A 15168-nucleotide genomic window follows, 5' to 3' on the forward strand; every position below is an offset into this window, starting at 1 on the left:
GGGCTTTTTTATGTCTGCTCCCCTCTGAGTAACTCAGAGGGGAGCGGCCTGTAAGGAGGGGCGAAGATTACTCTCCGCTCTGGCTCTCTTCGGCAACTTCCTGCTTTTTCGGCTTTTCAGAGGTTGCTTCGTCGCCTTCCTTGCTGGCAGTGCCGGCATTACGAGGGTCGTTCGGAGCGCGACCTGACGGCGCGCGACGACGACGGCGAGTCGGCTTCTTCTCAGCTTCTGCAGATTGCTCTTCTGCTGCAGGTTTAGCTTCTGCTGCAGGCTTGGCTTCTGCTGCAGGTTTAGCTTCTGCTGCAGGTTTAGCTTCTGCTGCAGGTTTAGCTTCTGCTGCAGGTTTAGCTTCTGCTGCAGGTTTAGCTTCTGCCGCAGGTTTAGCTTCTGCCGCAGGTTTGGCTTCTGCTGCAGGCTTGGCTTCTGCTACAGGTTTAGCTTCCGCTTCAGGCTTGCTATCAGTCTGAGTCGCTGTGTTCTCGCCAGCTTGAGCAGCAGGTTTGCGCGAACGGCGACGACCACGACGACGACCGTTGCCGTCTGCTCGATTATCAGTCAGATTGCCTGTTTCTTCTGCTTTTGCGTCAGTTGTCTTAACTTCTGCGGTAGCTGGCTGTTCAGCTTTGGCTTCGTTGGTGATGCTCGCTGGCTGAGTATCCGCTACCAGTTCTTCAGAATTCTCTTTTGCCGCAGGTTTCTGTGGCTTAGGAATATCTTCACGACGACTGCGATCGCGGCGAGGCGCGCGCTTAGCATTCGGATTCTCGCTGGTATCTGAAGAGTCCTGGTTGCCCTTGTTCTGGCGTGCAGGCTTTTCATTGCGAGTGTTTTCAGACTTGTCGTTACCGTTGCGGCGGTTATTGCGACCTTTACGGTTATCGCCTTTTGCCTGGGTATCGCCATTCTGGCCATCGCGCTGGCTGTCACGCTGATTATTGCGGCCATTCTTGCCGCCACGATCGTTGGCTGGCTTGTCAGAGGCTTTGCCATTACGGGCTTTGTCCTGCTGGCGACCATTGCGACGCTTGTCGTCTCCGTCGTCCGCTTTGCGGCGGTTGTCACGGCGACCGTTCTTAGCGTTTTTCGCTTTTGGTTCGGATTTGGTGTTCTTGTTAACACGGACTTCCGGGCGTGGTGCTGCTTCAGGCTCTTTCTCTGTAGTAAGCAGGGCGGAGATGGCCTGGCCAATACGTCCCCACAGACCAGCTGACTGAGGTGCGGCTTCTTGTGGCTGGGTAGTAGAAACTGGAGCAGGTGCGCGCGGTACAGTGCTTACCGCAGCTTCCTGTTGGCGAACAGGTTCTGCGTTGAGGGCCTCGCTCAGATGCTCTGGTTCGTCCATGTCGAGACGGTGCTCGTAGGAAACTTCACCAACCATGGTGTCGTCCGGGCGAAGGCGCTGCACCTCATAGTGTGGTGTTTCCATATTTGGATTTGGAAGTACCATCACCAGGCAGTTATGACGCTGTTCAATGCCAGCGATCAGTGCGCGCTTTTCATTCAGAAGGAAGGATGCAACCGAAACAGGAACGATTGCCCGAACCTGAGCTGTATTGTCTTTCGCTGCTTCTTCTTCAATGAGGCGAAGAATCGACAAGCTTGATGATTTGGTGTCACGTACGACGCCTGTGCCGCTACAGCGTGGGCAGACGTGTGCTGCAGTTTCGTCGAGAGATGGACGCAGACGCTGACGTGACATTTCCATCAGGCCGAAGCGGGAAATTCTGCCAACCTGAACACGAGCACGGTCGACTTCCAGTGCTTTCTTCAGGCGGTTTTCAACTTCGCGCTGATTCTTGTTAGCCATCATGTCGATGAAGTCGATAACAACCAAACCACCCATGTCGCGCAGGCGCAGTTGGCGTGAAATCTCATCAGCGGCTTCAAGGTTGGTATTGAGGGCTGTTTCCTCAATGTCGGACCCTTTGGTGGCGCGTGCGGAGTTGATATCAATGGAGACCAGAGCTTCGGTCGGGTCGATAACAATAGAACCACCGGATGGCAGTTTTACTTCGCGTTGGAACGCACTCTCGATCTGACTTTCAATCTGGTAGCGATTGAAGAGTGGTACTGGATCTTCGTAGCGTTTGAACTTGTTCTGATACTGAGGCATGACCTGCTGAACGAAGGCAAGGGCTTCGTTGTAGGCCGCGTCGGTATCAATGAGCACTTCGCCGATGTCGTGGCGCAGGTAATCGCGGATTGCGCGAATGATAACATTGCTTTCCTGCAGCAGGAGTGCAGGTGCTTCACGCTCCTCAGCGGCGCGGGAAATCGCGTCCCAAAGGTGGACCAGGTAATCCAGATCAGCCTGAAGTTCTTCGCTTGAGCGACCGATGCCGGCCGTGCGCACAATAACGCCCATTTTGTCAGGCACGTTGACGCCTTTCATGGCTTCGCGCAGCTGAGTACGTTCATCACCTTCAATGCGGCGTGAAATACCGCCAGCGCGGGCGTTGTTAGGCATCAGGACAAGGTAGCGGCCAGCGAGGCTTACCTGAGTGGTCAGCGCAGCGCCTTTGTTGCCACGCTCTTCTTTATCTACCTGAACGATAACTTCCTGACCTTCTTTCAACACTTCTTTGATGTTGATGCGGCCTGGGCCTGGGTCTTTACAGAAGTATTCGCGAGATATTTCCTTTAGCGGAAGGAAGCCATGACGCTCAGCGCCGAAATCGACGAAGGCTGCCTCAAGGCTTGGCTCGATACGGGTGATTTTGCCTTTGTAGATATTAGACTTCTTCTGCTCGCGACCACCGGACTCAATATCCAGGTCGTACAGCTTCTGGCCGTCTACAAGGGCAACACGCAACTCTTCTGTCTGAGTTGCGTTGATCAGCATTCTTTTCATGCGGTACGTATTACTCTGTTGGGCAACGTACCTGACTGGCAACGCAGGGCCTGTCTGCTGTGTTTGTTCAGCAGCGAAGGATAGTGGCGGTAGTGCCGCCTTGTAACCTGTCACGCACGAATGCGGGGCAGGGGAATCTATTTATCACTTTCGCAGTGTTCATCACGGCCTACAGGGCCGGTTATTACCAAAATATTTATGGGTGCTCTGCCGAGGAATCCGTCTTACAGATCGCGTTTCCCGGGGCAATGGTGTTTGCGGGCTGGTTGTTGCTCCGCTCAGCAGACACCGACACTGTCCATAATTTGATAATGCGAGATTGCCTGCAGGTAGCTGCGCGGTTTATCTCACCGGGCGGAGTCATTCCGCCGAATCAATTCTAGGGAAGAGTGTTTACCGTATTCATCTTCCTTTATACTTGGCCGCCTCGCGGCCTGACCGGGGAGCGTTGTCCATTCGGCAGTTTTACTGACGTGGAGTGCGCTACTTATGTTCGGTTTACACCCGATCACGCCGGAATATAGCAACAATGTTCAGGGGCAGCAATTGCCTTAACAAAATAAATCGCTGGTGACTTCTTCGCATGCCCAAACCACAGTTAGACCCGGCCAAGGTTAACTTTATCGATGTTGATGAAGGTAATGATGGTCAGCGCCTGGATAATTTTCTGTTAAGTCTGCTTAAAGGGGCGCCAAAAACGCTTGTATACCGGATCATCAGGAAGGGTGAAGTTCGTATAAACAAAGGGCGCGCCAAAGCCGACTCAAGGTTAAAAAAAGGTGATCGCGTCCGGGTTCCTCCGGTCAGGCTGCCCGAGGCGAATGAGGTACCGGATGTCTCTCCCGCGCTGCACAAGATACTGAAAGATTCGGTATTGTATGAAGATGATGCCTTGCTAGCGGTTAATAAACCTCATGGTCTGGCTGTACATGGCGGGAGTGGCGTGTCGCTCGGGTTGATCGAGGCACTTCGCAAGGTTCGCCCGGATCACAATTTTCTTGAGTTGGTTCACCGGCTGGATCGCGATACCTCAGGGGTCATTCTGATTGCCAAGAAGCGCAAAGCGTTGACAGCTCTTCAGCAAATGCTGGTTGATAAACGCGGAATCAGCAAAAAGTATCTGGCGCTCGTGCATGGGTATTGGGATTCTGCGGTGTCTGATATCCGTCTGCCTCTGCTGCGCACGGAGCGTCAGTCTGGTGAGCGGATTGTGGTGGTGAGCGAGGAGGGCAAGTCCTGCCATACACGCACTCGGCTGCTGTCTGAAGGTAAGCGATACTCTCTTGTTGAGGCTGAGCCTGTTACCGGTAGGACCCACCAGATCCGTGTTCATTGTCTTGCTCAGGGTGCAGCGATAGCGGGAGATGAAAAGTACAGCGATCGCACCGAAAAGCAACAGGATAAAGATGAAGGAATTCGCCGGCTGTGCCTGCATGCCTGGCGGTTGAGCTTCCGACACCCGATTTCTGGTGAGCGTCTGAGTATCGAGGCTAAGCCGGATGGTGAGCTTAAGGCGATTTTCAGAAAAGTAGGGTGCAATCTGGAGATGCTCTCATGAAATATCAGTTAATTATCTTCGACTGGGATGGCACGCTTGCAGACTCTACAGGTCGGATCGTCGATAGCATGCGTCGTGCGGGGCAGGAGCTTGGCTTGCCGGATGTCCCGGATGCCGATATTCAGAATATTATCGGGTTGGGCTTGCCCGAGGCGATTAAGACCGTTTGGCCTGATGTGCTTCCGGATCAAATGGAGCCGATGAGAGAGGCCTATGCCCGCTACTTTGTCTACGACAGTCAGATAGCGATGAATCTATTTAATGGTGCTGAGTCGCTGCTTGATGAGCTGTCTGCAAGTGGCCGGAAGATTGCCGTTGCCACTGGTAAAAGTCGCAAGGGGTTGGATCGCATACTTAAAGATCTGTCTCTCTCTGGGGTCTTTGACACAACCCGGTGCGCAGATGAGACTCGCTCAAAGCCACACCCTCTTATGCTGAGTGAGATTCTTGAGGAGCTTGGTGTTTCAGCTGACTCTGCGCTTATGGTGGGTGATACAACGTATGATCTTGAAATGGCAGCTGCCATCGGAATGGACTCTGTTGGCATGAGCCGCGGCGCTCATGATGAACAAAGACTCAGAGCTTGTGGGCCTCGAGTTATCTGTCATAGCATTAACGAACTTTCAGACTGGATTGGTATTAATGGATAACAACGAATTTCGTCGCCCTGAAGACAACAGCAAAGAGTGGAAGCTTATAGAAAAGGCGCTGATGGCGTCACAGCAGGAGCAGCGAACTGCTCGACGCTGGGGGATATTTTTTAAACTCCTGACTTTTAGTTACCTCTTTGTGATTGCTGCGATTATATATGGTGGAGCATCTAAAGGCGGAGATGGTGGTGCTGGCTTTGCTGTCGGTCCGCATGCTGCTGTAGTTGAAGTGCGCGGTGCTATCTCTGCAGAAGAGGATGCAAGTGCTGATCGCATTATTGGTGCCATGCGGGACGCCTTTGATAATGACGAGGCGTTGGGTTTGATACTCAGAATCAATAGTCCGGGCGGTAGCCCTGTTCAGTCGGGCTATGTGTTCGATGAAATCGTAAGGTTGAAATCAACGCGGCCGGACTTCCCTGTGTATGCAGTGGTTATGGATATCGGTGCTTCAGGGGCATATTACATCGCTGCCGCCGCGGATGAGATCTATGCAGACAAAGCAAGCCTTGTTGGTTCTATTGGTGTTGTAGGGTCAGGCTTTGGTTTTGTCGAAGCTATGGATAAGCTTGGCGTTGAGCGTCGCCTGTATACCTCTGGTGAGCATAAGGCATTTCTCGATCCTTTTTCTCCGCAGCGTCAGGAGGAGAAAGAATTCTGGGAAGGTGTGCTGGATACTACGCACAAGCAATTTATATCTCAGGTAAAGCTTGGACGTGGTGATCGCCTGTCTGATCATCCTGATCTTTTCAGTGGTCTGGTGTGGACAGGAGAGCAGGCGGTAGAGCTTGGTCTTGTAGATGGTCTTGCATCATCGAGCCAGGTTGCGCGCGATCTTTTGGGTACTGATGAACTGGTTAACTATACCGTCAGGAAAGACCCATTTGTTGAGTTTATGGAGCAGTTCGGTACCAGCTTCGGCAAAGGTGTCGCTTCTTTCTTTAGTACTCAGGTAATGACCATGCGCTAGAGTGCGCGTGGTTTGCTAAATAATTTTGACATGAGAGGGCGACATACCTATGATGTCGCGCACTATGACAGAGGCTCCGCTTCCCAAGCGCATCGATGCTTTTAAGTTAGTTGAAGTAAATCAACAGCTTAAAGGAAAAATCGAAAGTAACAAGCTAACCCGGCTGGTAGATTCTACCCGCTCACTCGATGACTATGTCGAGTGCGAAGTTGAATTTGGTCGGGATGAAGAGCGCTTACGGGTATTGACCGGTAAGTGCAGCGCGGGGGTGGTAATGGAGTGTCAGCGCTGTCTGGGGGATGTACGGTTCGAAATTTCTGCCGAGTTTCGATTGGGTCTGGTCTTCAATGATGATCAGGCGAAGGCGCTGCCAAAGCGGCTGGAACCCGTCGAGCTGGATGAAGAAGGCCGTCTTGATCTTTGGGATGTTATCGAGGATGAGCTTCTGCTCAACCTGCCGGACTTCCCGATGCACCCTCAGGATGAGTGTCAGGCACTCAAAATAGAGCCACAAGAAGACATTGCCGCAGAGGAAACAGAGCGACCTAACCCGTTCGACGTCCTTGCGCAGCTTAAACAGAAATAGCGATTAACCAGGAGCCCTACCATGGCGGTTCAGAAAAACAAAGTAACCCGTTCTAAGCGCGGTATGCGTCGTTCACACGATGCTGTTGATACCAACACCATCGCTCTGTCTACCGATGCTACTACTGGCGAAACTCATCGTCGCCACCACGTAAGTGCTGACGGTTTCTACCGTGGCAAGAAAGTCGTGGAGACTGGCAGCAACTGATTCTATGGTTACCATAGCGGTTGATGCGATGGGCGGGGACTTAGGTCCCCGCGTTGCGTTCAGGGCGTGTCGGGCCCTGATGAAAAACGACCCCGACGTCGAAGTTATCCTGCCTCTCGAAGAGTCTCTTCACGCTGCTGCGCGTAAAATTCTCGGAAAATACCAGCCACGTACACGCCTTGTCTCTTGTGGTGAGCACGTCCGTATGGACGACACTCCGCGTAAGGCCCTGAAAGAACGCTCTGATTCCAGCATGTCTGTCTGTCTGGCACTTCATGCTTCAGGCGAAGCTGATGGTGTTCTGTCGATCGGAAATACTGGTGCTTTGCTGGTTTTGGCGCGAAAACACCTGGGTGCACTTCATGGTGTTGACCGGCCAGCCCTTGCAACTCAACTGCCTACGAAAGGGCGTCCTCTCCTGATGATGGATCTTGGGGCGAATATCTGCATGACGTCTGAGCAGTTACTGCAGCTTGGTTTTCTTGCGGCTGCCTGGTATCGGGCCGGGGGCAATGAGCAACCAAGGGTTGCTCTGTTGAATATTGGCACGGAGCCCGGAAAGGGCACGGATACCATCAAGGCCGCTGGTGCGCTTTTCGATGATCAGCTTGGTTCTTTGTATGCTGGGTTTCGCGAGGGTGATCGCCTGTTTGATGGCGATCTCGATGCTGTCATCTGTGATGGTTACTCTGGAAATATCACCCTTAAGACAACAGAAGGTCTGATCGAGTGGCTCCTGGATATGATGGGCTCAGAGTTACGTAGCTCACTGGCGTTGCGGTGGTTCTACCCCTTATGGAAAGCCACAATGCGTCGGATTGATCGTCAGGTCTCTCCAGCGCGTCATGGTGGGGCCATGCTTCTGGGGATCGCTGGGAATGTGGCGAAAACGCACGGTAAATCCGATGAGCGCTCATTCCGGTATGCGCTTGAATATATGGTTCGTCAGTTGCGGACCCGGGATTATCAGTCCATGGAAGCAGAGTTTCTTAAAATTACCGGCTAAGCGGTGTCTGTCCAGGATGTGTGGCGGGCCAACTGGTGAGTTTCAGGCAATAATCCTGTGCATTTGATGCGGTTTATTGTCACAATGCGCAGCTATATTCTGGTGTGACCAGAACGATCGAAGAAAATAACGATAAGGTTTTGCAATGACCGACGTGATTGCGTTTTTTCCGGGACAGGGTGCTCAACAAGTGGGCATGCTATCTGATATCTCGGAACAGTATTCTGAAATCAGTGAGACATTCACTGAAGCCTCCGATGCTCTTGGCATCGATCTCTGGAAGATGGTCACTGAAGGACCGGACTCCACACTCAACCAGACATTCAATACTCAGCCAGCACTGCTTGCTGCAAGCACGGCTGTGTGGCGGGTTGTCAGCAAACACAGCCCGGCACTCAATGTCACTGCAGGTGCGGGCCATTCACTTGGTGAGTATTCGGCGTTAGTCGCTGCGGATGCAATTGATTTCGCTGATGCAGTACGCCTTGTGCGCCGTCGCGGTGAACTGATGGAAGCTGCTGTTCCTGCCGGGCAGGGGGGCATGGCGGCCGTGCTGGGTCTGAACGACGAGCAGATCGTCGAAGTTTGTGAAGCAGCGTCCCAGGCTGGCATTGTTGAGCCGGCAAACTTCAATGCGCCGGGGCAGATTGTTATCGCCGGCGAGCAGGCAGGCATTGAAAAAGCCATCGAGCTTGCGAAGGAAGCCGGTGCCAAGAGAGCCCTTCCTCTTGCGGTCAGCGGTCCGTTTCATTCAAGCCTGATGAAAGCTGCAGCGGATACTTTTGCAGCCGACCTTGAGGGAATTCAGTGGCGAGCGCCTAAATTCCCCGTCTACCACAATGTTGGCAATGCGCCAGCAACGCTGGAAGAGATTCCTCAACGCCTTCTTCAACAACTCTACAGCCCGGTTAACTGGACCGGAGCCGTACCTGCGGTTCGACACCATGCAGAGCTCTCTGTTGAGTTTGGGCCAGGTAAGGTTATTGCCGGTCTCAATAAGCGTATTGATAAAAGCCTGCCTGTTGCGGGTACCGGCGATCTCGCAGGGCTGGAAGCAAGCATGGCCAAAATTCAGGGAGCAGAATAATGTCAGACAAAAAATTGGCTCTTGTGACTGGTGCATCCCGTGGTATCGGATTTGCTATTGCTGAGCGCCTGATCGCAGATGGCTACCGGGTTGTAGGGACCGCAACCAGTGAAGCTGGTGCTGAGAGTCTTCAGACAAAGCTGCGCGAACATGGTGACGAGCACTCGGCTCTGGTTCTGAATATTTCCGATAGCGAACAGACTGAGGCGGCATTGAAAGCCTTACTCTCTGAGTACGGTACGCCTTTCGTTGTAGTGAATAATGCCGGCATAACGCGCGATAATCTCTTCCTGCGCCTCAATGAGGATGACTGGAATGCGGTGGTTAATACCAATCTCACCGGAGTCTTTCGTGTGTGTAAGGCTTTGGCTAAGGCAATGCTTAAGCAAAAAGCCGGAAGTATTGTGAATATCAGTTCAATTATTGGCACGACGGGCAATGGTGGTCAGGCAAATTACGCCGCCGCGAAGGCCGGCCTGGAAGGCTTCAGTCGCTCGCTTGCTCAGGAAATCGCCAGTCGCAATATCACCGTGAATTGTGTTGCGCCTGGATTTATTCAAACTGACATGACAGATGTCTTGCCTGAAACGCAAAAAGAGGCCATCCTAGCCTCCATTCCGGGTAAGCGCTTCGGTCATGTCGATGATATCGCAGGCGCGGTTGCCTTTTTGGCAAGCGAAGACGCGAGATATATTACCGGCCAGACCATTCATGTGAATGGCGGTATGAACATGGGCTAAGGTCTCGCTGACCTTCTGGAAAATTTAACAAGTCAGGAATATAGCAATGAGCAACATTGAAGAACGCGTAAAGAAAATCGTCTGTGAACAGCTGGGTGTTAAGGAAGAAGAAGTAAAAGCTTCATCTTCTTTTGTTGATGACCTGGGTGCAGACTCTCTCGACACTGTAGAGCTGGTTATGGCTCTGGAAGAAGAATTCGAGACTGAGATTCCAGACGAGCAGGCTGAGAAGCTGACTACCGTTCAGGAAGCTATCGACTACATCGTTGCTAACCTGTAAGGGTTAGTAGCGATAGGAAAAAGCCGCGCAGCCGTCGCGGCTTTTTTGTGCCCTGCGGCAACCTCCGTATGAGCGGTGTTCTGTCCCGACACTGAAATGCTGCAGGGTATATTCATTCTGGGCGGGTGACTGAATATGAAAACCAAACGCGTAGTGATTACAGGGCTGGGCACGGTGAATCCGTGCGGTTTGAATGCTCCGGATACCTGGAAAGCGATTCTTGCAGGTGAAAGTGGGATAGGCCCTATAACGGGATTTGATACCACAGGCTATCCCGTTGATTTCGGTGGTGAAGTTAAAGGTTTTTGTGCGGATGGTGTGCTTTCTGCAAAAGAATCGCGCAAGCTTGACCCGTTTATTCAATACGCGCTGGTCGCCGCAGATGAGGCGCTCAATGATGCAGGGCTCGGAGAGACGTACGACCCGGTTCGCTGCGGTGTTGCGGTGGGTTCTGGTATTGGCGGCATATCGACGATAGAAACAAACGTCGATACGCTCAATAAAAGTGGGCCGCGGCGGGTATCTCCTTTCCTCGTGCCTGGTTCGGTTGTCAATATGGCCGCTGGTAACATCGCAATCCGGCACGGCTTCAAAGGCCCTAACTTCTCAATTGCCACCGCATGTACCACCGGTACACACAATATTGGTTTCGCTGCACGAACCATTGCCTTCGGTGATGCAGATCTGATGGTCGCTGGCGGAGCTGAGATGGCGTGTTCGCCATTGGGGATTTCTGGCTTTGCCGCTGCTCGTGCATTGAGCACACGTACAGATAATCCACAGGGGGCAAGTCGCCCTTGGGACGTTGACCGTGATGGGTTTGTTCTTAGTAGTGGTGCTGCCGTTCTTATTCTCGAGTCTCTTGAGCATGCTCAGGCGAGGGGTGCAAAGATCTACGCAGAGCTCTCCGGGTTTGGCATGAGTGATGATGCTTATCACGTGACTTCACCACCTGAGAACGGCGAGGGAGCGGCGCTTTCGATGGCCAATGCCCTTCACAATGCTGACTTAACGCCCGACAATATCGGTTACATAAATGCTCACGGCACGTCGACCCTTGCGGGCGATCTCGCTGAAATCAATGCGATAAAATGCGCCTTCGGTAAGGCGGCCAACAGTGTCGCGATCTCCTCGACTAAGTCGATGACTGGCCATCTGATTGGTGCTGCTGGTTCGCTCGAAGCTCTCATCTCAGTCCTTGCTCTGTGTGACCAGAAGGCTCCGGGGACATTAAACCTGGCGACGGCGTCCCCTGGTTGTGATCTCGACTTAATCGGCCCAGGTTCAAGGGATATGCCGCTGGAGCATGTAATGAGCAACTCCTTTGGCTTTGGCGGGACTAATGCCACGCTGATTTTTAGCCGGATATCTCAATGAAGTTTAACTATCAGGCCGGAAATGGCTGGCAGTCTGATTCGCAGGAGTTTGATGACAGAGGGCAGCAGTTCGGTGATGGACTCTTTGAAACGGTCCGTCTTGATGGTCACGGTGTTGCGCCTCTCTGGCAAATGCATATTGAGCGTCTGGCACTGGGGCTGAAAGCGCTTCGTTTCAGTGATGCTGCGGTTGAATTAGTTTTACACGCAGTTGATTCGATTGCGCACCCGCCCGGTATGACGGCGTGTAAGCTACTGGTAACGAGAGGCGTTGGTCTACGAGGGTACGGATTCAGTCCAGATCTCATGCCGTTAGTAACGGTGCGCTATTTTAATGCGCCGGAATTTTCAACATCCCCTTACGTTGCTGGTACGAGCGATGTTGTGTTGTCGACTCAGCCATTGCTCGCCGGACATAAACACCTGAACCGGCTTGAGCAGGTACTTGCGCGCGACAGCTTCGATGCCGAGTGGAATGAATGCATCATGCTCGATAGTAGCGGGATCGTGATTGAGGGGTGCATGAGCAATGTTTTTGTTAAACTGGACGGCCGTTGGCTAACCCCGGAAATCACCTCGTCGGGGATTAATGGAGTCGTACGGCGCTGGTTGCTGGATACTAACCCCGAAATTAACGTACAAAACTTTGGCCTGCCCGAGCTTAACAGTGCTCAAGGGCTGATTTTTACAAATAGTCTTGTTGGAATTCGCTCCTGTCATATCTTTGATAGCCAGACTCTGGATGTGGCACCAGAAGCAAAGCGATGGCAGCTTGCCTATCAGGAAATGTTTGAATGATGCTTAAGCGACTCATGCTCGCAATGATAGCCCTGCTTGTATTAGCAGGGCTTATTCTCGGCTCCGTAGGGTACTTGTGGCTGAGTCAGAAAAACCTTAATCAAACGTCTGTCGTTGTCGTGATCGAGAAGGGACAGTCGCTGAACAGCATGGCGCAGCAGTGGGAAGATCAGGGATGGCTTCGCTCGGCCCTTCGTCTGAAAGTTGCTGCGAGACTGACTGGCGGAGCTCGTGATGTTCGTGCCGGTGAATTTATTATCCCCCCGGGGCTGAGCAGTCTGACGATATTGCCGTACCTGGCGGAAGCTCAGACCAGAACGTACCGGGTCTCCTTAATTGAAGGACGCAGACTGTCCGCCGCTCTCGAAGCGTTGAGTCAGGCAGAGTATCTTCAACAGGACCTCGGAGCCCTTACCGCCGAGCGCGTATCCGACTATCTTGGTCTTACGGTTCATGCTGAAGCACAGCTTTACCCGGACACCTATGTTTATCACCGCAACCAGCCCGTCTCTGAAATCATCACTCAGGCGCACGAAAGACTGAACAGGGTGCTTAAAGAGGAGTGGCAGGCGCGTGATGCTAACCTGCCTTATACCTCACCGTATGAAGCGCTGGTCATGGCGTCTATTATCGAGAAAGAAACGGGTGTCGCCAGTGAGCGCCGGGTCATTGCCGGTGTTTTTGTGCGCCGCTTACAGAAGAATATGAGGTTAGAAACAGACCCAACCGTCATCTACGGCCTGGGTGAGTCTTTCGATGGTAATCTCACGCGAGCGCACCTGCGTGATCGCAGTAATCCATACAATACCTATCGCAACAAAGGACTGCCTCCGGGGCCTATCGCGCTCGCTGGCCGAGAAGCTATTCGAGCGGCATTAAACCCTGCCGAAGGAACCGAACTTTTCTTCGTCGCACGGGGGGATGGTAGCCATTATTTTTCTTCCACTCTGGAAGAGCATAATAAGGCAGTGCGACGCTACCAGCTATCGCGTCGGAGCGACTACCGCTCAGCGCCAACGGCAGAGCAAAGCAGCGGGGAGACTGACTGATGCTAACTACTCCCGGTCGCTTTATTACGTTTGAAGGTGGTGAAGGTGTTGGTAAGTCGACCAATATTCAGGCGGTTGCAAGGCACCTCGAATCGCAGGGGATCTCTGTGGTCGTGACTCGCGAACCGGGCGGAACCCCGATCGCTGAAAGAATCCGTAATGATCTCCTGAAAGCGCATCATGAAGAACCTATGTCTGACATGACAGAGTTACTCCTGATGTTTGCAGCACGTGCTCAGCACGTCGATGCCGTTATCCGGCCTGCACTGGAGCGCGGTGACTGGGTCCTGTGTGACCGCTTCACCGATTCTACTATCGCCTACCAAGGCTATGGGCGAGGTCTTTCTCTCGATAATATCGAGCAGCTTAAAGCGCTTGCGCAGGGTGGTATCGAACCACACCTGACGTTGCTACTTGATGCGCCAGTGGCGATTGGTATGGGGCGAGCCCGAGCCCGGGCTCAGGATCTGGCAGAAGAGACTGATCGTATTGAGGCCGAAGCTATCTCGTTTTTCGAAAAGGTCCGGCAGGGATTCCTGGCACTGGCCGAGCGTTATCCGAGATTTCGGGTCATTGATGCGACAGCTCCGCTTGAACAGGTGACTGAGCAAGTCCTGAAAGTGGTTGCAGACGAGTTAGAACACAAAAAACAACAGGCGGAATCCTGATGGCTCTTTATCCCTGGCAGGTGGATGCCTGGAGTTCTCTTGTTCGTCGCCACCGCACTGCTGGCCTGCCACACGCGCTGCTGATAACAGGCAGTGCAGGCATCGGTAAGCATGAGTTATCTCTGAATGTCGCGCGTTGGTTACTGTGTCAGAATCCTGCGGAAGAGTCGTGCGGACAGTGCCACAGTTGTCAGCTTTGGGCAGCGGGTAGTCATCCCGATTTTATGCTTTGTCAGCCGGAAGAAAACTCAAAGCAGATTCGTATCGACAATGTCCGCAAAGTGAATGAGCTGATTTTTCAGACGCCTCAGATCAGTCAGTGTCAGGTCGTTATTCTCCGCCCTGCGGAGGTCATGAACGTAAACGCGGCCAACGCATTGCTCAAGACTCTGGAAGAGCCGCCGGGTGAGAGCTTTATCCTACTTGAGACAGAGCGCTTTGGTTCTGTTCTTCCTACCATTCGCAGCCGCTGCCAGCGTATTAATCTGGCTCTGCCATCCTATGATGCATCAAGAAACTGGCTGCAGGCTCAGGGTGTAGGCCCAGCTGATGCCGACATTGCACTTGCTAGAAATGGCGGTGCTCCTGTCGCTGCCATGAATTGGCTGAGCAGCGGTGTCGCGACGGTTCAGGAAAAATGGGTGTCGGAATTACAACAATGGACTACGTCGTCTTTACCTCTCGATAAAATTGCCTCGTCCTGGAGTAAGCTGGAGTTCCAGACAGTTATACAATGGTTTTATCAGTGGTCTTGCGATGTCCTGAAGGCAGCGTGTGGTGCGGACGCAAAACATCTTCAGTTTGCAGGGCCAGTCACAGAACTTATGGACGCTTATGTTGTGAAGCGGGAAATGCTGGTAACCTTTCAGAAAAAATTACAACAAATACTCGGTCAGCTGATGTCGGGTGCTTCCCACCATAACAAAACGCTGACCCTGGAAACCTTGTTGCTCGAGTGGCAGGCGTTGACTGAAGCAAAAGCGGGAGTAACTGCATGAACCCAGGCGGTCGGAATGGCATCCTGTCATTAACCATTAAAGATAAATCAGTTCTGTATGCTGCCTACATGCCGTTTATTAAAAACGGTGGACTCTTCATCCCGACAAGCAAACAATATCAGCTGGGAGACGAAGTTTTCATGCTGCTGAAGTTGATGGATGAGCCTGAGAAGATCCCTGTTGCCGGCAAAGTCGTTTGGGTAACCCCAAAGGGGGCACAAGGCAATAAAGTTGCAGGCGTCGGTGTTCAGTTCAATGATGAAGATGATATTGCGCGCAACAAGATAGAAACCTACCTCGCTGGCGCAATTAAATCAGACCGTATGACGCATACTATGTAGTGT

General features: G+C 52.5%; 16 protein-coding genes. 15 read left to right on the forward strand and 1 reads right to left on the reverse strand.

Features of this window, described 5'->3' with window-relative positions:
* Nucleotides 1-67: 67 nt before the first annotated feature.
* The gene (gene rne / locus BW941_RS06770; protein WP_076514843.1) at nt 68-2851 is read right to left on the reverse strand and encodes a ribonuclease E; all 2784 of its coding nucleotides are present in this window, start codon (nt 2849-2851) and stop codon (nt 68-70) included.
* Nucleotides 2852-3434: 583 nt separating this feature from the next.
* Between rne and BW941_RS06780 the strand changes: the two genes are divergently transcribed.
* The 15 genes from BW941_RS06780 to BW941_RS06850 all read left to right on the forward strand — a co-directional run bounded on the left by BW941_RS06780 (nt 3435) and on the right by BW941_RS06850 (nt 15165).
* Nucleotides 3435-4409 (forward strand): RluA family pseudouridine synthase, encoded by a 975-nt coding sequence (locus BW941_RS06780; RefSeq protein ID WP_076514845.1) that lies wholly within the window; start codon nt 3435-3437, stop codon nt 4407-4409.
* Nucleotides 4406-5059 carry an HAD-IA family hydrolase gene (locus tag BW941_RS06785; RefSeq protein WP_076514846.1) on the forward strand — a complete coding sequence of 218 codons (654 nt, stop codon included), beginning with the start codon at nt 4406-4408 and terminating at the stop codon, nt 5057-5059. The genes BW941_RS06780 and BW941_RS06785 overlap by 4 nt, the downstream gene beginning before the upstream one ends.
* Nucleotides 5052-6029 carry a S49 family peptidase gene (locus tag BW941_RS06790; RefSeq protein ID WP_068443453.1) on the forward strand — a complete coding sequence of 326 codons (978 nt, stop codon included), beginning with the start codon at nt 5052-5054 and terminating at the stop codon, nt 6027-6029. The genes BW941_RS06785 and BW941_RS06790 overlap by 8 nt, the downstream gene beginning before the upstream one ends.
* 49 nt (nt 6030-6078) lie before the next feature.
* Nucleotides 6079-6615 carry a YceD family protein gene (locus BW941_RS06795; protein WP_084188717.1) on the forward strand — a complete coding sequence of 179 codons (537 nt, stop codon included), beginning with the start codon at nt 6079-6081 and terminating at the stop codon, nt 6613-6615.
* 21 nt (nt 6616-6636) lie between these two features.
* Nucleotides 6637-6822, forward strand: coding sequence for a 50S ribosomal protein L32 (rpmF, locus tag BW941_RS06800; RefSeq protein ID WP_068438725.1), 186 nt, complete (start codon nt 6637-6639; stop codon nt 6820-6822).
* A gap of 4 nt (nt 6823-6826) precedes the next feature.
* The gene (locus tag BW941_RS06805) at nt 6827-7828 is read left to right on the forward strand and encodes a phosphate acyltransferase (RefSeq protein WP_076514847.1); all 1002 of its coding nucleotides are present in this window, start codon (nt 6827-6829) and stop codon (nt 7826-7828) included.
* Nucleotides 7829-7973: 145 nt separating this feature from the next.
* Complete coding sequence (gene fabD, locus BW941_RS06810; protein WP_076514848.1) at nt 7974-8915, forward strand: ACP S-malonyltransferase; 942 nt, start codon at nt 7974-7976, stop codon at nt 8913-8915.
* Nucleotides 8915-9655, forward strand: a complete 741-nt coding sequence (gene fabG, locus BW941_RS06815) for a 3-oxoacyl-ACP reductase FabG (RefSeq protein WP_076514849.1) — start codon at nt 8915-8917, stop codon at nt 9653-9655. The genes fabD and fabG overlap by 1 nt, the downstream gene beginning before the upstream one ends.
* 46 nt (nt 9656-9701) lie before the next feature.
* Entirely contained in the window at nt 9702-9935 is a 234-nt protein-coding gene (acpP, locus tag BW941_RS06820) for an acyl carrier protein (protein ID WP_068441653.1), read from the forward strand.
* A gap of 135 nt (nt 9936-10070) precedes the next feature.
* Entirely contained in the window at nt 10071-11312 is a 1242-nt protein-coding gene (gene fabF, locus BW941_RS06825) for a beta-ketoacyl-ACP synthase II (RefSeq protein ID WP_076514850.1), read from the forward strand.
* A complete protein-coding gene (gene pabC / locus BW941_RS06830; protein WP_076514851.1) occupies nt 11309-12109 on the forward strand; it encodes an aminodeoxychorismate lyase in 801 nt (266 codons plus the stop codon). The genes fabF and pabC overlap by 4 nt, the downstream gene beginning before the upstream one ends.
* On the forward strand, nt 12106-13158 hold the full coding sequence (gene mltG / locus BW941_RS06835) for an endolytic transglycosylase MltG (protein WP_084188719.1): 1053 nt from the start codon (nt 12106-12108) through the stop codon (nt 13156-13158). Before pabC ends, mltG begins: the two co-directional genes overlap by 4 nt.
* Nucleotides 13158-13826 carry a dTMP kinase gene (gene tmk / locus BW941_RS06840; RefSeq protein WP_076514852.1) on the forward strand — a complete coding sequence of 223 codons (669 nt, stop codon included), beginning with the start codon at nt 13158-13160 and terminating at the stop codon, nt 13824-13826. Before mltG ends, tmk begins: the two co-directional genes overlap by 1 nt.
* Nucleotides 13826-14824 (forward strand): DNA polymerase III subunit delta', encoded by a 999-nt coding sequence (locus BW941_RS06845; protein WP_076514853.1) that lies wholly within the window; start codon nt 13826-13828, stop codon nt 14822-14824. The genes tmk and BW941_RS06845 overlap by 1 nt, the downstream gene beginning before the upstream one ends.
* A complete protein-coding gene (locus tag BW941_RS06850; protein ID WP_068438521.1) occupies nt 14821-15165 on the forward strand; it encodes a PilZ domain-containing protein in 345 nt (114 codons plus the stop codon). The genes BW941_RS06845 and BW941_RS06850 overlap by 4 nt, the downstream gene beginning before the upstream one ends.
* The last annotated feature ends 3 nt before the right edge of the window (nt 15166-15168 follow it).

Origin of the sequence: Thalassolituus maritimus, assembly GCF_900156675.1 — a bacterium.
GTDB classification, from domain to species: domain Bacteria; phylum Pseudomonadota; class Gammaproteobacteria; order Pseudomonadales; family Oceanobacteraceae; genus Thalassolituus; species Thalassolituus maritimus.